Raw genomic sequence first — 20,365 nt, 5'->3', positions numbered from 1 at the left:
GTTTCCCTACAATAAAAGGAGATGGCAGATCAATGGGTAATGTGAAACTGTTTTGGATCGATGAGAGTAAAATGGAAGAGCTGCGCATGGAAGATATTGCCTTAAGCGAAGAGCAGAAAAACCTGATTGAACAGAACATCAGTACGATGTTTGGTTTACGCCTCGTCACCGGCGACTACCAGATGAGCGACAGCCATACCTTAGCCATTGATACTTTGGCCTTAGACGCCAATGATCATCCTGTCATCGTCTACTACCGCCGTCCTTATGTAACCGATACCGTCAATCGCGGCTTAAGCGCCATGGCTTGGCTGCATTCGCACCACAGTGAATTTCAGCTGTTGGTCATGCATCATCTGGGTCAGGAAGCGGCCAATCGCATCCAATGGTTACAGCCGCGTCTCTTCTGCATCAGCGATGAATATACCAAATATGAACTGAACGCAGCCGCTCTCACCAGAGTCTCTACGGAATTGATCTGTTATTGTTTTTATGGTGAGAATTTATTGCTGATCGAACGACTTGCGCTGCCGGAAGCAAGCAGGCGGGAAAATCCGTTTCAACCTCAACTCGACCGCTATTTGGCCAACGCCAGCCTGCCCGTGCAGCATCTCTACCAAGAATTTACCAGCTTGATTGACAGTCAGGGCAATGACGCGAATGTCAGCATACAAATGGATTCGATTGCCTGGGCCAGATTACGCAATTTCGCTGTGCTGCAGGCGCAGAATGATACCTTACATATTTACCTCAACCTGCCATTGGAAGCCGTCAGTATTGAAGAAATGCAATATGACTTTGTGCATAACAACAAACTCAATGAATCGACTCTTGGCAGCATCGAATTGACCATTCGAACTTCGGAAGAACTGATGCTGAGCAGCGATTTGATCATACGCGCCTATAAATATAACTAAAAACGGCACTTCGCAATTGGAAAACCTAATTTTAGCCAAAATATTCCTGCTGCTGCCCTGTAACACACGGCAACAGCAGGGATATTTTTCTTGTTCAACGGTATCATTAGCAAAAAACCGCAGGTTTGCCGTTTTTTTATTTGTGATTGGCGACGGCTCCTGCTTACATTTCCTGGGCGGTGCGGGAAATGATCTCTTCCTGATGGAACTTATCCAGGTTGACAAAGTAATCGCTGTAACCAGCCACCCGTACCAACAAATCACGATATTCCGCAGGGGCCGCCTGCGCTTTGCGCAGCGTTTCGGTATCCACCACATTAAACTGAATATGATGACCGCCCAAGCGGAAATAAGTGCGCACCAGCTGCGTCAATTTCGTAATCCCCTCTTCGCCAGCCAAAGCCGACGGCAGAAAGCGCTGGTTGAGCAGAGTTCCGCCGGTCAGACTCTGATCCATTTTACCCAAGGATTTTACAACGGCGGTCGGACCGTTGCGGTCAGCACCTTGTGAGGGGGAAGTACCATCCGATTCCGGCAGCAGAGCAAGACGACCGTTCGGTGTCGCTCCCAGCATTTTGCCGAAGTAAACATGGCAGGTAGTAGAAAGCATATTGAGATGATAAGTAACACCTTTGGTGCTGCTGCGACCTTCGATGTTCTGAATAAGAGAAGCAAAAACGCGCCGCATCAGCAAATCCGCCTCGTCCTCATCATTACCGAAGAAGGGAGTTTTATTGAGCAGGTATTGGCGCAGAGGTTCTTGCTCGGCAAAGTTCTGCGCTAACGCCGTCAGCAGCTGTGCCATTGAAATCGTTTTCTCTTCAAATACATGCTTTTTCAGTGCCGACAGACTATCTGTAATGGTAGCGATACCGCAGCATTGAATATAGGTTGTGTTATATTTCGGCCCGCCGTCATAATAATCGTGTCCGCTTTCAATACAGCCGTCCATTAAAACAGAAAGAAACGTCGCCGGCGCGAAACGCCGGTAGAGATATTCCAGATAATTATTCACTTTGATCTTTGTATTGACAACAAATTCCAGCTGCCGTTCAAAAGCAGCATACAGGGCTTCAAAATCAGAAAACTGTGTTGGATCGCCGGTTTTCAGACCGATTGTCTTACCGGTCAAGGGATCGACACCGTTGTTCAACACTAATTCCAGAATTTTCGGCACATTCAGATAACCGGTCAGCAGATAGGCTTCTTTGCCGAAACAACCGGTTTCAATACAGCCGCTATTGCCGCCTTCCCTGGCATCTTCGATACTCTTACCGGCTCTGACCTGTTCCATTACAACCTGATCCGTGTTAAAAATAGAAGGATAACCGTAGCCTTTGCGAATAATCTTCGCCGCCGTCTTCAGGAAATGTTCCGGTGTCTTGGCGCTGATCTGCACGTTGCACTGCGGCTGCAGCAGATGCTGCTCCTCGAAGACTTCCAGCAGCAGATAGGAAACCTCGCTGACCGCGTCGCTGCCATCCCGATGCAGGCCCCCGATATTGATATTGACAAAATCGTTATAGGTACCGCTCTCCAGGGCAGTCACACCCACTTTCGGCGGAGCGGGGTGATTGTTGAATTTAATCCAGAGGCACGCCAACAATTCCTTGGCTTGTTCTCTGGTTAAAGAACCTTCGGCAATTCCTTTTTCGTAAAACGGCGTCAGATGCTGATCCAGGTGTCCCGGGCTCATCGCGTCCCAACCATTCATTTCTGTAATGGTGCCCAGATGCACAAACCAGTAGATCTGCAGCGCTTCCTGAAAGTCACGCGGCGCCTCCGCCGGAACCCGATGGCAGACTTGCGCGATTTTCAGCAGTTCCGCTTGCCGCTTGGTATCCTGACAAACGGCCGCCATGGCTTCTGCCCGTTCGGCATGCCGTTCGGCAAAGCGGATCACAGCCCGGCAGCTGATGATCATGGCTTTCCATTCTTCATTTTTACTGCCAGCCTCCGGATCTTCCAGCCAATCCAGCTTACTTTGCGCCAGCTCAATGGCGCGGATAAAATCCAGCATCCCTTTTTGATAGATTTTACCGTCCAAAGACGTATGACCCGGCGCCCTTTGCTCCATAAACTCGGTGAATAAACCAGCCTCATACAGCGATTTCCAGGTTGTATCGATTTCGGCAAATGCTTTGTCTCGCAGGCTGCGGCCGCGCCAATATGGGATAATTTCTTCTTCATATAACTGACGGTCCTGCGCTGTGACCCGATAACTCGCCATTTCCCGGGAATTGAGAATATCCAAATCCTCCAGAGAATGACAAGTCAGTTCCGGAAAAGAAGGTACGACGGCGGGAGCGCCGCCCCGTTCGCCGACAATCAACTCATCTTCGCCAAAATAGATGGTCTTTTGATCGCATAAATGATAAAAATTCAACGCCCGCATTACGGGGACAGAATACTTGCCGTCATTCGCTTTATAAAAATCAGTCACCAATTTCGCCCGCTCCGCTGAAAAAGCAGGCTGTGCCTCGCGGCTGAGCTGACGCAAGCGTGCAATGCGTTCATTCATCAAAAAATCCCTCTTTTCATTCTGTTAGATCATTCATGGTAGTCTAACCGCCAATTTGGGTTGACTAGACGATACTGCTCACCTGTAAACCAAAACTGCGCAGCAAAAGGACGGCTGCTTGTATCTCTGCTGCCGTTGGGATGGCTGTTTCGCTCAATTGGTAGGTGCGGCCTAATTTCTGATACTTACTCTTTTGCATTTGATGGAAGGGAAGCAGGTTTACCGGCCAACTGCCGCCGGTTGCAGCGAGGAATTTCCCCATTGCCTGCAAATTCTCTTCCGCGTTATTAATGCCGGGAATCAATGGCATTCTGATGATACCATGCTGGCCAGACCGGATCAGTTTCTTCAGGTTAGCCAGAATTAATGCGTTCCCTACCCCGGTATATTTTTTATGCTGCTCGCTGTCCATGATTTTTAGATCATAGAGGAATAAATCGGTTTCGGCAGCAATCGGCTGCAGCACTTCCCAAGCCGCAAATCCACTGGTGTCCACTGCCCGGTGAATGCCTTCTTTGCCGCAGGTTTGCAGCAGTTCCAGCAGAAAATCCGGTTGACAGAGCGGCTCTCCGCCGGAAAACGTCACACCGCCGCCGGATTGATCGTAGAATAAGAGATCACGGCGGATTTTTTGCATCACTTCACTTGTTGTTTGGATCGAACCTGCCATCACACGTCCCTGCGCCGGGCAAATTTCTGCACAGGCGCCGCACTGCTGGCAGGTATCCGTTTCACCTAAACTGACAGGACAAACCGTCAGGCAGCGCCCACAGCTGATACATAGCTCAGGCTGGCGCATCAACTCTGCCGCAAACGATTGACTCTCCGGATTGTGACACCACTGGCAGCGCAAAGGACAGCCTTTGAAAAAAACAGTGGTCCGAATCCCGGGACCGTCCTGTGTTGAATAGCGACGAACATCAAAAACCAGACCTTCCATGCCATTACCTCGCTGATTGAAATAAAATAAAAAACGTGTAAATCTCCGAAACCACAATGCTTCTCGTTTTGTATCGCTTGTTTATTTCGCTGTTTTCGCTGGAAATCCTGCTGCAGCAGCGGCAGCAAAATGGATAATGCCAGGCAAGAAGAAGGAATTCTCCCTATTTGACCGAACATTAACAGAGTAAGCTCATTCAAATTCAGACAAAGAAAGGGAAGCGATCAGATGATGGAAACCTCTGCTCTATTTAAATTGACTTACGGGTTGTTTCTGATTGGAGCAGCCGACGGCGGCCGGCAAAATGCCTGTATCACGAATACAATAATGCAAGTCACCAGCGATCCGCTGCGTTGTGTCGCAACCGCGACTAAAACACATTTCACCCACGAATTGCTGATCAAAACCGGCAAATTATCTGTTTCCGTACTCTCCCAGGAAGCGAAGCTCGATGTGTTCAATTGGTTTGGTATGCAGAGCGGGCATACTGTGGATAAACTCAGCAACTACCCGCACGAGACAGATGCCAACGGTTGCCCCTACCTGACGGAAGGTGTCTGTGCGGTCTATGAAGGAACCGTCGTAGAGACGCTCGATTTAGGTACTCATACTCTATTCCTCTTTGATGTCACAGCAGCGCGCAATATCAAAGATGTCCCTCCCATGACTTATGCCGATTACCGGATTCTCAAAAGCGGCAAGCAGAGTAAACCGGCAGAACCGGTCAAGCTGCCGGCAAAGTGGGTCTGCAGTGTCTGCCATTACGAGTATGATGGTACAATCCCCTTTGAAGAGTTACCGGATGACTATACTTGCCCTGTCTGCGGTGTAGGCAAAAACATGTTTGTCAAAGTTTAGTTCTATCTGAAACAGCAAATGCTCTATTCCAAAGATCGGAAGCACATAACTGCTTTGCATTGTTCGAGTAAAAACTATTCAGGAGGTCGGCTATCCATTCTTTGGGTAGCCTACCTCTCATTATATTGTACAACCAATTGGTGTATTATCTTTTTAGTTTAGAATTATCAACTATTAACAGACTATTGAAATAGTTTTTAGGAAGCTCTTGTTGGATCGTGCGACTTACGGATTACAGCCGCCTAATATAGCAAGCCAATATAAGCCAGGGCATCATGAAAATCTTATTATAGCTTACTGTATTTTTCAATCTAAAATTTACCACCCGGGTTCAACATTTCGATTAGCATATAAACCCGCTCTGTCTTCACTCAATTAAATTATTTGACTCTTTATGTTGCTTTGTTAAGCACTTGATTCCGTCAAAAAAGCCAATTAATTTTCTCATTGTTTGCAGCAGATCAAAAATAACATCCATCTTCAACCTACTGCAAAATCATGATTTCAGATCAATTCTGTTATTATTGAAATATTGTGTAATTTACATTGAATTATCAACAAAAATTGTATCTGTTATCTAAATTTCCAGTAATTCTTTTCCTCTATTTGCCCAATAAATGAAAGTAAAAAAATTAAAGCATGCTTTAATATTATTTTTCTATTTAATTTCATAATATTTCCACATAGAATATATTATTTTCGAATTTAATTTAATATTGACATTCGTATATAATATGATAAAATTCATATAGTGATAAATAGTTTCTAAATCCTCTATAGCATAGATTGCTAAAGACTCATGACAGGGTTGGCGGTTCAACATCCAGAACAAGATAGATATCTTTTACATTTCCGGAATTTCACACACTCTCAATCTACTGCTTGAAGATAAAAAGCAATCAATGACATTCGATTTATCCAAAGCACTTGGAATGTTGTAATGTTTGAATAAACCAGTATTTTTGATAACTTATATGAGAGGAGGATTTGTAGATATTTATCATTCTGAAGCGAGGAAGCCATTATCACTATTTAAACAAATAATAAAGGAGAAAAAATGAATAGAATATGAAAATATTTAACCTTCATACTCGTTGTTTCTTTCTTATTAAATGGTATTGCCTATGCAAATGAGATTAAAATTAATCAAGCTAGACAAATAATAGGAGATCAAAATGGAATAGGTAGGGAATTGACAGCACAGGAAATCAATTATTCGAAAGAAAAAGCCAAAGCATGTAAAGAAATAATGTTGATACGCGAAAAATACTTTAAGGATACAAATAGTGTAAACGCAAAGGAAATTGAAAAATTAGATAGTTTGTTAGGAAAGTTTTATCCAGATACTACGTTATCGGATTATTTACCTGGTTATGGTAATGATGTAGTATTAAGGACCAATCCTGGTGACTATATGTACAAAAACTTAGATTTGCCGGGGCAAGAGCAAGATGAAGAATTTAATTGTGGTCCAGCAGCAGCAAAAGCTGTTTTAGCTGGACGCGAAATTTATGTATCTTTTGATGATTTAGAAGAAGATATGTATACAACAATCGATGGCACATATTTAGGTAATATAGCCCCGGCTTTGAATCTTTATAATGGCGTTAACGGAAATTGGTTCAATTATGCTATCATGTATGGAAGCACTTTATCTTCATGGCCAATGGAGTTTGCAAATGCAACAATTACGACTTTGCTTGGAAATTACGGTGTAGTTATTAATGGTCATCAACTTGCCAATTCATCAGTCTATTTTGCTTATTATGACGGGGGGACAGGTCTTTCTCAATCCGAAATAGGTCACTATGTTGCTGGAGAAGGATTTGATAGCACTGACCCTTCGGCTCGTATACTATATTATTATGATTCGATTCCTTCAGAAGATATGTTTCTACCTACAAGACATGTAGAAATTTCTTTTCAGCGTATGGCAATATTAACGAATGACAGAGGGTTAGTCTACTAAATTTTAGGAGATTTTATGAAAAAAATATCTTTAAAATTGTTGCTTTTTCTAATTGCATTAGTTCTTACTAGTTGTAATAATCTTCCTACAAATGTTCCTGATTTGAATCAAACGAATATCGGTAAACCTCCTATCACTGTTGATAGTATTCCTGAGCCAACTCCATTAGATACAAAAGTTGAATACTTAACAAATGATCAGATCCCACAAGGTAATATCGAAGATGTTTTAGAAGAAAGTGGTGTGTTGGGAGAGACCGCTTATTTCGATTTTGAAAATGGTTTAATAACCTTCCTTGGCTTTGATAAGAATCGTAATTTAATCATGATTGAAGACGGAACTACTTTTGATCTCGTATCTATCCCAAAAGAAGGTAAGAAGAAAGTTCTTTTTGAAAACGTAATGGGGGACCGGAAGCGTGAGATAAAGTATGGTGTTTACCAAGAACCTTATGTTGTATGGTCTGAATGCCCTAATGCAAGAACAATACCAAATCCAACCAAAGGTACAGATTGGGCTGTGTATATGTTAAATATCCAGACAAAAGAACTCACCCTAATAGATTATGATCAAGGCCTACGTGTTGACAATAATTATCCTGACTCATATTTGTGTCCTAAGCTTATAGATATTGATGGAGACTTCATTGTATATCCTGGTTTCGCTAAGAATGCTAAAGGGATAATTGTTCCAATCATTAAAACTTTTCAGATTTCTACTGAGGAGATAAAGATAATTGGAGAATTAAAATCCGATCCCTTTAATAACTCATTTGGTGCACCAAGTATTTATGGTAATTTGATTACTTGGCCTGAAGCTTTCTTCAGAAAGGATGGATTGTATGAAGGTTTTTGCGTCTTATACAACATTGACACTGGCGAATCTAAGAAAATAATAACTCCAGAAAATGTAATTAATCCTACATTGACTAATGGTTATCTAGTCGCGTCCAGTCAACCAAATAAGACATTTTATGACGCTGAAGTTGTAGTTCTAGATCTAAGTGACTTTACTTGGAAATTAAAAGTCAATAGTAATCTATCAATCTATTCTAAACACGATCGTAATTCTTTTTCTATTACTGGATGTATTGATACTATGTGTGCTTGGTATGCCCTAAGCCCAGATACGGATGCTTTAGTTATTCTGGATATCAAGCAGCAGTTACTGTACACAATTATTGGAAAGGAAGAGGGGCATTTAGTCAATTATCCAATTTTACGTACTGGCAAAGTATTGACATGGTATGAACATGTAATGACAGAAAATGGCTTAAAACCTAGGCTGTATTATCATTATATAAAGTGAATTAACAATTAGGAATCAGCGGCTAAACGGTCGCTGTTCCTTTTTATTTAGGGCAACACCGCGCAATGCCATCCAATAAAAGCGAGTCCCTGCTCAATTGGAAGAAAAGTAAAAAATACCCTATGTTTGCCGTCACGCTGAAGTCAGATGATCCCTATCTGAGTACACCAGGTCCTTATGAGCCCGGTTTGGCGCTCCACAGTCGGAAATACTCACCCTATCCACTCGTTCCATGGTATGACGCGCTCCTTCTGCTCCAGTGACTCCTTTTTCCGCATTCTAACCTACGACAATTCATCGGTCAGTTCCGACAACGTTATTTGTCTATTCATTGCTCTGTTTTACCATTTTTCTTTCAATATTGCGTCTGTTGTGGTGTTACCTTAATCCTGCTTGTGAAGCATTTGATTTCATTAAAAAGCAAGTAATTTTTTCAAAGCCTGCAGCAAAATTGAAGTAACACCCTTCTTCTATCTACTGCACGATCATAATCTCAGATCAATATTACTATTATTGTAACATTGCGCAACTTACTATGAATCATCAGTGAAAATTGGCATCTGTAATCTGGAGTTTTTGGTTACACTCCATCGCTTTTTCCAGTAAATGAAAGCTAAAAAAGCCAAAGCATGCTATAATCTTATTTTTCTATTTCATATCATAATATTTCCGCATAGAATATATTTATTTTGAATTTAATTTAATATTGACAATTGTCTTTTATATAGTAAAATTCATATTGTGATAAATTGTTACTAAATCCTCTGTTGTATAGATTGCTGGAGGTTCATGACAAGATTAGCGGTTTAGTATCCAGAACAAGATAAATGTCTTATGCATGTGGTGCTATGAGGAGTTTTACTTTTGAGGATTTTATAACTATAGCTACAATGATAACAACTGGTAGATGGCAGATTGCTTTGTATGGAATAGCTATCTGTAGCTTTGAGCATTATCTTGGACAACATTTCATATCAAGTGAAGAGGTTTTGGCACCTTATTGCAATGCATGCCAAACATATGCAGATTGGCGGGAGAACTATAACTGGCAGTGCCCCATATGTCAAAATTGGTTTTAGTGCAAGATTAACCAGGATAAGCCTTACAGTAACATATTATTGTTTGATAATACAGGAGATAGTTTCTGCGCACTAGACATTAATATCTGATATGAAGAGCAACAATCAGCCTTTGATTTACGTTGATCAAGAATAACCAGCGCGCCTAATTGAACTATCCATTTTCATTACGGAAAGGTTTTGGTGGAGACAGATGAAAAGTGAGTTTGAAGTAAAAAAGAAATTTACAATGCTGGAAGTGGGTGGATTCCTTTTTTTGGTAAGCTTATGCCAATGCATCTCTGGTTCTCTATTTGTCTTTTTCGTTTTTCGTTACTTCGGCATCTCTGTATTTGTCCCCTTTACCAGGGCGTATTCCTGTGGCAGTCCCACTATTTTTCTGGCAGAACTGGCGACGGTTCCGCTTGCTGTTAGCTGTTTCCTGCAGATTCCGTTTTTTCTCAAACCTACCTCAAAAAAGTGGCTGTATTTCCCTATCGCAGTTGCTCTGACGTTTCTTGCGACAAAGGTTAGCGAAAGCTATGTAAATTCCCGGCTTGCTCCTTATCTGGCTATTGGGTTAGGAGTCGCTCTTTTACTGCTTTCCTATCGACTCCTGAACGCAGTAAAAAAAACAACCGTCGTTTGGGTTGTTTTTCTAGCTTTTACACTTGCTTTTACTTCACTGAATATCATGGCTGCCACACAGCTTCGCAATACTTTTACGATCAGCGTTTCTGAGGAAGGTAGTTATGCCCGCCTTTTGACAATTGATGACCGTGTCTATCTGGTTCGCTGTGAAGTTCTTGAAGCCGATGGCAAGGTGGTCATGCTCATCAACCAGGGAGACTATAAGATCGTTGATCGGCAGGAAGCTGAGGACCTTGCAAATGACGCTCAAGTTGCAGTAAAGACCATTCAAGCTGACTTAGTGTCAGTCAGTAGATAGACATTGTTCTTTTTCGTGTTCTTCAAGGGAAACACCGGTTTTCTCTTTTATAACCGCCGACGGTACAATTTCCTTCGGTGATTGCTTTACTTCCCCAAGCAGAGTTATCGGGTTTAAAAAAGCTCTTCTTCCGTGCAGAACACCGTTCGAATAGGACGGTGTTTAGTTGAACAGCTCCCCATAGCGTAGTCTCGAATTTTTGTTATTTCGAGTGTCTACTGCATGGAGAGCTGTTTATTTTTCTACATCCGGGATTGTCTTGTATTTACCTATTTTGAACTAATCGACAATCTGTGTCCAGCCGAATTCGTCGGGTATTCTGCCCCATTGGATTCCGGTTAAGGTATCATAGACTTTCTGGGCAATTTCGCCGTTTTTAAAGTTGTTGATGATCATTTTCTTGCCTTTGTAGAACAATTCACCAACCGGAGAAACCACGGCGGCAGTGCCGACAGCAAAGACTTCATCCAACTGACCTGCGTCATAAGCCTGCACGATTTCATCAATGGAAAGCTGGCGTTCGCTGACCTTCAATCCCCAATGACGCATCAAGGTCAATGCGGAATCGCGGGTAATGCCCGGTAAAATGGTTCCATCCAGGGGCGGAGTGATGATCTCACCATGAATCTTAAAAATGATATTGGTGGTGCCGACTTCTTCAACAAATTTCCGATGAATCCCATCCAGCCACAGCACCTGTGAATAGCCGAGCTTTTTCGCTTTGACCTGACCGATGATGGAAGCGGCATAATTACCGCCGGTCTTCGCTTCACCGGTACCGCCTTTGACCGACCGCACAAACTCATCTTCCACAAAAATCCTGACCGGATTTACACCTTCCGGGTAATAGGATCCGGAGGGCGAGAGCAGAACGATAAACTGATAGGTTTTGGAGGCAGACACACTGACGGAGGCTTGCGTTGCATAGCAGAAGGGGCGAATATAGAGAGAGGTTTCCGGCAGACGAGGCACCCAATCCTGATCTACTTTGACCAGTGCGCGCACTGCCTGCAGAAAGTCTGCTTTGGGCACGGGTGGCATGGCAATCCGCAGATTGCTGCGTTCCATCCTGGCAGCATTGGCTTCGGGGCGGAACAATTGAATGCGCCCATCGGCACGGCGATAAGCTTTTAAGCCTTCGAATGTTTCTTGAGCATAATGCAAAACCATCGAAGCGGGGTCCATCGCAATCGGCCCATAGGGAACGATTCTGGGATCATGCCAACCTTCTTCTTCGTTATAGTCCAGCAAAAACATATGGTCGGTAAATAGCTTACCGAAGCCCAGTTTGCTTTCGTCCGGCCGTACTTTGGGGTTGGTCGTGCGGGTAATCTTAATGTCCATTGATTAAAATCCTCTCTTTCATCTGAAAGGCTCTGCTTGCTTCTTTCTCTCTCTCTCTTCGAACCAGAAAGCCTTTCTTGTTTCGGGAATGCGCTGTGCCTGAACCCTGGCAGCGCATTCCCTTATTTTGTTCTACAGAAAGGCTCATTTCACCTTCATCAAACTGTTGAAGAACGGTTTGTAGGTGCCGTCCGTCTGGGCACGATATTGTGCGTTATAACCCAATAGGATGAGATCGCCTTCTCCATAAATAACCCGGACCGCCGCTGCTTTACCGGCAATCAAATCGCCGCCATACAATAATCCGCTCTGCAGAATATCACGTTCGGGATATTTTGCCAGAACTTGATAATTTTCAGCATGCTTATTGTCCGTAATCACATACGCCGGACTATCGAAATTGAGCGTATAACCCACTTCCGGCATACCCCAGTTGATGGGATTCGCCAGATGGATGGTGCGTAAGGTAGCGCCGTTGGTGAAGAATTCGTCCATCGTCTTGCCGTCTACCACGTTTTTCAGCCCAAGATCGAACGCTTTCACAAGCCAGTCACAGGATCCGGCTTGCGCAACCACACGGCCGCCGGCTTTGACGAATTCCTGGAGTGCCTGAATGCCTTCTGCTTTGATGCCGCTGATATACTCTTCCGGTATGGCACCCATATATTGACGCATCCTGCCGAAAGCAGCTTCTTTGGTCACATCTGTCAGCATTTCTTTGCGATCGGCCGGAATATAGATGACATCGTATTTTTCGATTAAATTACCTTGCCGGAGATCCTGATCCATAATAGTGATGAAGGGGAATTGGAATTGTTCCATCACGAGACGAGTCCAGCCTTCGTCCATGGCGCCACCCAGATAACGTTTGTAAATCGCGAGACGTACCGGCTTGTACTCCATTTTTTCCGTTTCCGCCAAAGAATGCGGGAAAACACTGACTTCAAAACCAAATTTGGCAGCGCCGGCCTGCAATACTTCTTTTGCCTCCGGCACCGTCAGGAAGTTACCGCAGCAACCAGACCGCCAAACGGGAAATCCTTGCGCCAGCAGCATATTGGCCAGGATAAACGAATCATTGTAATTGGCTTTGAAAGCGTAAGCTTCGATTTTCTTTGCATCCGCCACCTTGCCTTGCAGTGGAACCAGCTTCTCGATCTTATGGGTTTTGCCTAAAATGGGTTTTTCGGCTTCCAGGACTGTCACTCCCATGAATTCGGCATAGGTATCGGTGGTGGTATCATAGACATTTGACCTGCCGTCCACCCGTTTGCAGAACCAGTTGTCATTGTAGAAGGTTCGCGCTAAGAGGGTCCGAATGGCAGCCCGTTTTGGTTGAGCGGTAAACACAACGATACTGCCGGCAGCAGCGCTGAGATCGCCGGAGCTGATTGTCTCGTCGGCCAGATGCAGTTCAATGCCCTGCTGTTCCAGCACTCTCACCAACTTTTGAGCCGTCACTTTATCGTTTTGTTTGTCCATAGGAATAATAAAGCCATACGGTTTCTCACTGGCACCCAACGCGGTTTGCCGCTGCGCTTTTTTGACGGAGTTTCTCAAAATGATATCTTTGTTGCGGGCAGCACAGTCGAGCAAGGCCCAGGCTGTAACCTTTTGTTGTTCTACGATGTCTCTGAGAGTCCACCAACCACCCGGCCAGGGATGGACGAAATTGACCTGCTGTTGATATTCCGGGAAAACACGGTCTTTGGCGCCTTCCAACTGTTCCGGAGAAATATAGAGCGGCGTTGCTGTCTTGCAGCTGGCTGATTCGGTCAGCATACCGGCAATATTATGATGATTGGTAAACCAATGGAAACCCATATGCGCCCAGCCCGGGAATTGACCGCCGGTCAGCACGCCTTGCTTGCCCTCTTCTTCCAAACGGTAGGCCATATGAGAACCATACATTCTGAGTTCGTTCCAAACCAATGGATCGGGATTGGGATGAATCGGATCACTGTAAGGAGCGATATAAATACGGGCGCCATAGGATCCCATATGATGATGATCCTGGAAGGCCTGCGGATGCCAATTTTTGAACAGGATTTCGCCGACATATCTGGATTCGATCAAATTCCAGGCGAAAGCATCGCGGTTGTTATCGTGTCCGCAATATTTGTGATAGAGCCACGGCATGCCGCAGCCCTCATATTCGGTGCCCAGATATTTATTGTACCAATCGGTCACCATGATCTGGCCATCCGGATTGAAGCAGGGCACCATAATGAAAATAACTTCCTTGAGGATGCGTAAGCCTTCTTCGGTTTCGGCAGTCAGTAAATCATAAGCCAATTCGGGCGCCATTTGGGTGCCGCCTACTTCGCTGGCATGTAAGCTCATCGTCTGGACGACAATTGCCTTGCCTTCCTGCACCAGTTGATCGATGGCGGCTTGTTCCAGTCCGCGCGGGTCGGTCAGTTTGAGATTGATCTGACGATATTCTTCCAAACGAGCTAAGTTCTCTGGAGCAGAGATGTAAGCAACCAAAAAGGGATTTCCTTCGGTAGAAGGTCCGACATTTTGCAAAATCATGCGGTCGGTTTCTTTTGCGATTTGTTCAAAGTATTCCACGATTTTTTCCCAGCGAATCAGCTGACGCGCTGCACCCGGTTGATGACCAAAAAAACTGGTCGGACAGGTGATCTTAGCATGGCTCATGAACTATCACTCCTTTTTAATTTTGAAATTACCCCTGTCCAAAGCGACGGTTTCAGCCGCTGCTTTGGTCTCAAAGTAATCTCCTTTCTTATTTAATTAGCAATTCGGCCAGTAAAATCCTTCCGGTTACGTAATATTTTTTCATAACCTTTTGCGTTTGAGGGGCTGCCGGAAAAAGGGACCGGACTGCTAAAGAGAGAACTAAACAAGTATCAACTACCCTCATGATGAGAAAGGGGAAAATGCGGTTTATGCCGATGAAAATAAAAACGAAACTTCTGCTGCTCTTGCTGCTGATTGCTCTGCTCTGCGGCTGCAATCAAGTATCCGCCGAACCTTATGAATTTACCGGTTTTGCTTTCGGTGGTTTAATCCAGATCAAACTCTACGGTGAGACAAAGAACAGCAAAGCTGCCGGCGACGCTCTCATGCAACAATTTCAAAACTTGGAAACGCTAATGAGTGTGAACCTGACGGAGAGCGAACTGCTGACCGTCAACCGGCAAGCGGGCCTCGCACCGGTCAAAGTCAGCGAACAGACAATGGCAGTTCTGCAAAAAGCCTTGACGGTTGCCGGGGCCAGCAACGGCGCTTTCAATCCGGCCATTGGACCTTTGGTCAAACTGTGGCAGATCGGATTTGGCGGAGCGCATCGGCCGGCGGAAGCCGAAATTGTTGCTGCCTTACCTCTCTTGGATTATCGGGATATCGTCGTGAATGCGGCGGAAAGCACAGTGTTTTTAAGCAAAGCCGGGATGGGCTTGGATTTTGGCGCCATTGCCAAAGGTTTCGCCGCCGACCAGGCTTTCCGCATTTTGGCGGAGTATCAAATCGACAGCGCTTTGATCTCGATCAACGGCAATCTTTTGACCGTTGGCGAGAAACCCAACCACATCGCCTGGAAGGCAGCCATCGCCGATCCCAGAGGTACGGTCAATGACTATGTCGGCATTCTGCCGCTGACCGATTCTACCATTTCCACTTCCGGTGATTATGAGCGCTATTTTGAACAGGATGGTGTGCGCTATCACCATCTGCTGGACAGTAAAACCGGTTACCCGGCTGCCTCCGATTTAATCAGCGCCAGTATGATCTGCCGGGACGGCGCCTTAGCCGACGCGCTCTCTACCGCGGTCTTTGTCTTGGGCAAAGACGCGGGACTCACACTGCTGCAGCACTACCCGGAAGTCGGATACGTACTGATTGATCAAGCCAAAAACATCACGCTTAGCAGCGGCTTAAGCAACAGTTTTGAATTGACCAATCCGGCCTATCGGCTGAACAAATAGTACAAAGCAGGTGAGAGTAAAAATGACGACCAAACAATTGATTCGGCTGGGACTTTGTCTCAGTCTCAGTCTCGCTCTGCATATGGTAGAACAAATGCTACCGCTGCCGGCTCTGCCTTTTCCCGGTGCCAAACTGGGCTTTGCCAATCTGATCAATTTAGCCGCCCTTTTTTGGTTCCCTTTTGGTCAATCCGTGCTGCTGATTATGCTGCGTTGTTTGCTGGCGAGTTTTTTTGGCGGGGGCTTCTCTGCTTTTCTTTTCAGCAGCAGCGGTGCTTTGCTCAGTTTTGGCGTGATGTGGTGGCTGGCCAATCGTTTTGCACCCAGTTTTTCTCTGCCGGCCATCAGCGTAGCCGGTGCGGTGGCGCACAACGTGGCTCAAATGATACTCTCCATGCTGCTGATGCAGACCTTTGGTTTACTGATTTATTTGCCGGTTTTGATCCTGATGGGCAGTATCAGCGGCTTAGCGATTGGTTTCACTGCCCTTTTCTTACTGCGCTCGCTGCAGAAGAGCGGCCGCATGCCCAACTACAAAGAGCAGCTCCTGCCATTGCTCCGTTAATCACAAAGATCGGCTGCGATTCTTTGCTTCTGCTGCTAAAAAAGCGCTGCAAGTGGCGACTCACCCGCAGCGCTTTTTGTTCTCATATGCTTATTTTGTCAGCTGAATTACGCTATCGAGCAAAACCTGAGCACCTTTGGCAATGGCTTCCGGGCTGGTATATTCCACCGCACAATGACTGCGACCGCCTTGACTCGGCACAAAAATCATAGCTACCGGGCAGATTCTGGCTACAATCTGCGCATCATGCCCGGCTCCGCTGACCATTCTCTGCACTGTATAACCGTTCTGCCTGGCGGCCTGTTCGATCACATCCTGCAGATGTGCGTCCATGGCAACCGGCTCTTCCGCCATGGTCAGCGTGACCTGATGCTGTAATTGATCCCCGCAGACCTGTTCAACCTCCTGCAGAATGCGCGCCGCTACCATAGCTTTCGCTTCCACATTTTGTGAGCGGATATCGAGTGAGAAGATTACTTTGGCCGGCACTACATTGACAGCACAAGGTTCCACCTTCAGGTAACCCACCGTAGCTACCCCGTTGGGATCGGCCAGCCCTGCATAGCCTGGCACCTTGGCAATCACCGCAGCTGCCGCGGCCAAAGCATCCTTGCGCATTGTCATCGGCGTGGTACCGGCGTGGTCTGCCTGTCCGTTGATCTCTACAAAATAACGCGTCGTGCCTACAATTGCGGTCACCACCCCAATATCCAAACCGATTTGATCCAATACCGGTCCCTGTTCTATATGCAATTCCAAATAAGCGAAGATTTCTTCCGTCTGACGCTGAGCCGACGCGATTTGCTGCGGCACGAAACCTTGCTGCAGCATCAGCTCTGCCTGAGAAATTCCATTCATATCCTTACCACTGTATAATTCCGCCTCGCTCAGCTGGCCGATCAGAGCCAGACTGCCGCTGAATCCGCGTTTGAAGCGCACACCTTCTTCATCGTTGAAAGCGATCAACTGCAGCGAACGCTGTGGTTGGATACCGGCATCCCGCAGGGCACGGACTACTTCCAGACCGCAAACCACGCCTAGAATACCGTCATAAGCACCGCCGTTGATCACCGTATCGTAATGGGAGCCGATCAGCAAAACAGGCAATTCCGGCTGCAAACCCTGCCAATGCCCCACAACATTGGAAGCGCTGTCCAGATGCACCTGCAGCCCAGCCGCCTGCATCGCTTGCAGCAAATAGGCTCTGGCCGCCTTATCCTCGGCGGTAAATGGTAACCGCGTCACACCATCCTGCTCGGTTTTGCCGAACTGACGCAGGTTCTGCAAATCATTTTCGATTCTTTCGATAGAAACCATACTTTTCATAATGGATCTCTACTCCTTTCCAACCCGCTTGCCTCACGGATGCAGCGGCAATCGAACACAAGAAAAACAACTCTGACCGCCCAGCCTGCTGATCAAGTGAAAAAGCAGGCAGTGCCTTGCCCGTTTTCAAAAAAGGCGTTCAAAGCATTGCCTGCTGATTTTTTATAAATCGTAATAGCCGTTGCGGTCCATGATGGTAAAGTTTACTTTCACTTTTTCATAACCCAAGGTTTTAATCATCTCTACGATGGTCTTGGCGGTCTGATCCTGCACTTCCTGCGGTCTGACGAACCAATGTACATCCACATACGGCTTACTGACAATTTGACCTTCCGCATCAAAGAAAACCGCCGGCTGCCACTGCAGCGTTAAAATTTCCTTGCGGCATTGGATCACTTCGGTCAGTTTGTTGACCAGTGGTTTCGCCAGCACCTGTAATTCTTCTTGTTTGATTCCCTTAAAAATCAAGGTCGGCATCTGAAATCATCCTCCTTCTTTGCTTGTTTATTGCCTGACAATACCATATTTTTTATAGAGCGCCTTTGCCACGCAGAGCGGCACCAGACCATCCAGTTTGCCACCGTAGGAAGCAATCTCTTTCACGGTGGAAGAAGAAACAAAACCGAAATTCTGATGCGTCATTAAAAAACACATCTCAATATCATCATCCAGATACTGATTAGCCGCCGCAATTTGAAATTCATATTCAAAATCCATCATCGCACGTAAACCGCGGATAATCACTTCCGAACCGATCTCGCGGCAATAATCGACCGTAAGACCTGTATAATAAGTAACCTTGACCTGCGGCATGTCTGTGATTGCCTGGCGCATTAGAGCCAGGCGCTCCTCCAGCGTAAACAATGTTTTCTTGGTGGGATGCAGCAAGATCGTCACATAGACTTCATCGAACAATTTGCAGGAACGTTGGATGATATCCAAATGCCCGTTGGTGATCGGATCAAACGTCCCCGGATACATCGCAATATGCTTTTTCATAAGGTCAGCCTCCTCTTCAGCCACAGAACGGCAGCGAAGTTATTTTGCATACCATTCACAGACGATACAATCGCCGCCTTCCAGAGTAAAGCCAGCCTCAAGCACAGCTTGCTGCACATCGGCGGCCTGCGGCGGGAACATGATGGTCAGCTTGGGAACCTGCCGCTTCTTTGCTTCAATTTTAGCAAATTCGAGGCACTTTTTGGCATCGCCCCGGTATAAGCCAATATGCAAAGCTTGCTGCGGAATGAAACGGGCTCCTAAGACGACGAGATTATCTCCTTTTTCATCATAAAAGACTTTGTTTTCTCTAGCTAAGCCGCGGTAAAGTCCTGCATTCATCGGATAAAAAGTGCGGTTCATCACCATATGCCCATTCCACTTCTCCGCCATGCCTGCCAGCTGCTGCTCGGCTTCATCTTCATTCAGCAAACGAAAATCCGCTGCGACGGTTTCATCCACCGCGGTCTGCGCTGTGATTGCTAAATTAGCCCCCCGATACTGACCGGTGACTGTAAAACCATAACGCAAGGCCAAGCCTTTGCTGACCTGATTGGTAAAACCGGTATACATGCCCATACGTGTGATACCAAGGCGGGCGGCATTCTCAAAAAAACGATTATAAAACGCTTTGCCAATGCCTCTGCCCTGATAATTCGGATCGACACGCAACGTTTCCAACCAAGCGCCGCCATCGTAAAGCACAGTGAATTTGCCCACACCCACAATCTTACCGTCCACTTCGGCTACGCTCAGTTCACCGATTGGATCATTGATAAATTCGTCGGCAACCAATGAAAGATACTGCGCTCCTTTGATCGCGGCCCCTTCTACCACACAAGCAGCCTCCAAATCGTCCCATTTTGCCCGGCGGATGATCATATCCATGTTTCGCTCCTCCTGAACTTTTTTTCAACATCAAATGGATTAGCCACACCCTATTGCGCTAACATCAGTGCTTTGATGCGTCTTGTGGTAGTAAATTCTCTCCTCATTGAGGAAATACCTTTTCGGCTTTTGGCTTTCTTGCTCTTTTCCTTTGCTATTTTTAGCAGCTGCAAATTTCACAAAAAAAGCAGGAAACCCATTGCTGCCTTGGGAATTAAACTAAATAAACAGAACGCTAAATTGCTTTCTGATCTCAGCGATTACCAATCCCGCGATGACGACATGAGGAGGTTTTTTTAATGTCTTACGATGCACCTTATACTCTTCGTTTAACTGCTGCTGATGTTCCTGCGGCACAACCTGCTTTTGCAGCAGAAATACGCCGGGCTCCCAAACGCACCGCTAAATTATCAGCCAGCGATATTCGACTTGCCTTACAAAATGCGCTGCGTTATGTTCCCAACGAATTTCATGAAGAACTGGCGGCTGAATTTTTGGAAGAATTACTGACCCGCGGCCGGATCTACGGTTACCGCTTCCGTCCGGAAGGACAAATCCGCGGCAAAGCGATTGATGAATACCACGGCCAGTGTATTGAAGGCAAAGCATTTCAGGTAATGATCGATAACAACCTCGATTTTGCCACTGCTCTCTACCCCTATGAACTGGTGACTTACGGTGAAACCGGACAAGTCTGCCAGAATTGGATGCAATATCGGCTGATCAAGAAATACCTCGCCGAACTGACGCAAAGCTCTACCTTAGTGATGGAA

The 20,365-nt window shown here is 45.8% G+C and carries 16 protein-coding genes; 8 read left to right on the top strand and 8 right to left on the bottom strand.

The genetic code is table 11. The annotated features are described in order from the left end of the window. Positions 1-32 precede the first annotated feature (32 nt). Positions 33-917: a DUF5655 domain-containing protein gene (locus LLG09_01260; protein MCE5195748.1), complete on the top strand. Its 885-nt coding sequence runs from the start codon at positions 33-35 to the stop codon at positions 915-917. A 163-nt stretch (positions 918-1,080) separates the two neighbouring features. Here LLG09_01260 and LLG09_01255 read toward each other — a convergent pair whose 3' ends face one another. Both LLG09_01255 and LLG09_01250 read right to left on the bottom strand, forming a co-directional pair. Beyond that, positions 1,081-3,438: a glycyl radical protein gene (locus LLG09_01255; protein ID MCE5195747.1), complete on the bottom strand. Its 2,358-nt coding sequence runs from the start codon at positions 3,436-3,438 to the stop codon at positions 1,081-1,083. Between the two features lie 64 nt (positions 3,439-3,502). Then, positions 3,503-4,378, bottom strand: coding sequence for a glycyl-radical enzyme activating protein (locus tag LLG09_01250; GenBank protein ID MCE5195746.1), 876 nt, complete (start codon positions 4,376-4,378; stop codon positions 3,503-3,505). 228 nt (positions 4,379-4,606) lie between these two features. On the opposite strand from LLG09_01250, the gene LLG09_01245 reads away from it, so the two are divergent. The 4 genes from LLG09_01245 to LLG09_01230 all read left to right on the top strand — a co-directional run bounded on the left by LLG09_01245 (position 4,607) and on the right by LLG09_01230 (position 10,520). Further along, positions 4,607-5,236 (top strand): flavin reductase, encoded by a 630-nt coding sequence (locus LLG09_01245; protein ID MCE5195745.1) that lies wholly within the window; start codon positions 4,607-4,609, stop codon positions 5,234-5,236. Positions 5,237-6,428: 1,192 nt separating this feature from the next. After that, positions 6,429-7,205 (top strand): C39 family peptidase, encoded by a 777-nt coding sequence (locus LLG09_01240; protein MCE5195744.1) that lies wholly within the window; start codon positions 6,429-6,431, stop codon positions 7,203-7,205. Between the two features lie 15 nt (positions 7,206-7,220). After that, positions 7,221-8,513, top strand: a complete 1,293-nt coding sequence (locus LLG09_01235) for a hypothetical protein (protein ID MCE5195743.1) — start codon at positions 7,221-7,223, stop codon at positions 8,511-8,513. Positions 8,514-9,785: 1,272 nt separating this feature from the next. Next, positions 9,786-10,520, top strand: a complete 735-nt coding sequence (locus LLG09_01230; protein MCE5195742.1) for a hypothetical protein — start codon at positions 9,786-9,788, stop codon at positions 10,518-10,520. Positions 10,521-10,799: 279 nt separating this feature from the next. Here the strand turns inward: LLG09_01230 and LLG09_01225 are convergent, their stop codons facing one another. Continuing rightward, on the bottom strand, positions 10,800-11,864 hold the full coding sequence (locus LLG09_01225; protein MCE5195741.1) for a branched-chain amino acid aminotransferase: 1,065 nt from the start codon (positions 11,862-11,864) through the stop codon (positions 10,800-10,802). Positions 11,865-12,008: 144 nt separating this feature from the next. Beyond that, positions 12,009-14,525, bottom strand: coding sequence for a peptidase M14 family protein (locus LLG09_01220; GenBank protein MCE5195740.1), 2,517 nt, complete (start codon positions 14,523-14,525; stop codon positions 12,009-12,011). Between the two features lie 251 nt (positions 14,526-14,776). Here LLG09_01220 and LLG09_01215 point away from each other — a divergent pair, with 251 nt between their 5' ends. Together LLG09_01215 and LLG09_01210 are read left to right on the top strand one after the other, a co-directional pair. Then, positions 14,777-15,814 (top strand): FAD:protein FMN transferase, encoded by a 1,038-nt coding sequence (locus tag LLG09_01215; GenBank protein MCE5195739.1) that lies wholly within the window; start codon positions 14,777-14,779, stop codon positions 15,812-15,814. 22 nt (positions 15,815-15,836) lie between these two features. Continuing rightward, positions 15,837-16,379: a Gx transporter family protein gene (locus LLG09_01210; protein ID MCE5195738.1), complete on the top strand. Its 543-nt coding sequence runs from the start codon at positions 15,837-15,839 to the stop codon at positions 16,377-16,379. Between the two features lie 90 nt (positions 16,380-16,469). Here LLG09_01210 and LLG09_01205 read toward each other — a convergent pair whose 3' ends face one another. The 4 genes from LLG09_01205 to LLG09_01190 all read right to left on the bottom strand — a co-directional run bounded on the left by LLG09_01205 (position 16,470) and on the right by LLG09_01190 (position 19,592). Next, on the bottom strand, positions 16,470-17,705 hold the full coding sequence (locus LLG09_01205) for a Zn-dependent hydrolase (protein ID MCE5195737.1): 1,236 nt from the start codon (positions 17,703-17,705) through the stop codon (positions 16,470-16,472). Positions 17,706-17,867: 162 nt separating this feature from the next. Next, the gene (locus tag LLG09_01200) at positions 17,868-18,182 is read right to left on the bottom strand and encodes a DUF1904 domain-containing protein (protein ID MCE5195736.1); all 315 of its coding nucleotides are present in this window, start codon (positions 18,180-18,182) and stop codon (positions 17,868-17,870) included. Positions 18,183-18,209: 27 nt separating this feature from the next. Beyond that, the gene (gene coaD / locus LLG09_01195) at positions 18,210-18,704 is read right to left on the bottom strand and encodes a pantetheine-phosphate adenylyltransferase (GenBank protein MCE5195735.1); all 495 of its coding nucleotides are present in this window, start codon (positions 18,702-18,704) and stop codon (positions 18,210-18,212) included. Positions 18,705-18,743: 39 nt separating this feature from the next. Next, complete coding sequence (locus LLG09_01190) at positions 18,744-19,592, bottom strand: GNAT family N-acetyltransferase (protein ID MCE5195734.1); 849 nt, start codon at positions 19,590-19,592, stop codon at positions 18,744-18,746. A gap of 299 nt (positions 19,593-19,891) precedes the next feature. Between LLG09_01190 and LLG09_01185 the strand changes: the two genes are divergently transcribed. After that, positions 19,892-20,365: urocanate hydratase (locus tag LLG09_01185; protein ID MCE5195733.1), on the top strand; the 474-nt coding region annotated here is incomplete at its 3' end.

The organism is Negativicutes bacterium (assembly GCA_021372785.1).
Classification (GTDB): Bacteria; Bacillota; JAAYKD01; order JAAYKD01; family JAAYKD01; genus JAJFTT01.
This window is presented reverse-complemented; position numbering and strand designations above follow the sequence as displayed.